We start from the raw sequence: 247 nt of genomic DNA, 5'->3' as shown, positions 1-247 counted from the left end.
CCGTACTCAGCCTGCAATTTCTGACCGACCTGACCGCTTCCCTTGATGGTGACCTTGTTATCCCTCACCGCCGGGGCCGCGAAGATACTGATTTCCGGACCATCAGCTGGAACACCGGGGAGCTCAGGGTGCAACGCACCTTTCGGCGTTATCGTCAGTCGAACCTGGTACCCCGCATAGGTCGCATCAGGCTTCCAATCCTGCTTCTTCGCATCTGCAGATTGTGGCGTCGTCCAGTCACCGGAAG

The 247-nt window shown here is 58.3% G+C and carries 1 protein-coding gene; it reads right to left on the bottom strand.

Annotated features, from left to right (window positions below; all coding sequences use genetic code 11):
- The coding region (locus tag AAZT04_RS26360) for a hypothetical protein (protein WP_434682347.1) at window positions 1–247 on the bottom strand (247 nt) is incomplete at both ends.

The sequence above is a fragment of the Serratia sp. Je.1.23.a genome (assembly GCF_051129805.1).
In the GTDB taxonomy this organism is placed as follows: Bacteria; Pseudomonadota; Gammaproteobacteria; order Enterobacterales; family Enterobacteriaceae; genus Serratia; species Serratia liquefaciens.
Note: the sequence above shows the minus strand (reverse complement) of the source record. Positions and strands in the feature narration are given on the sequence as shown.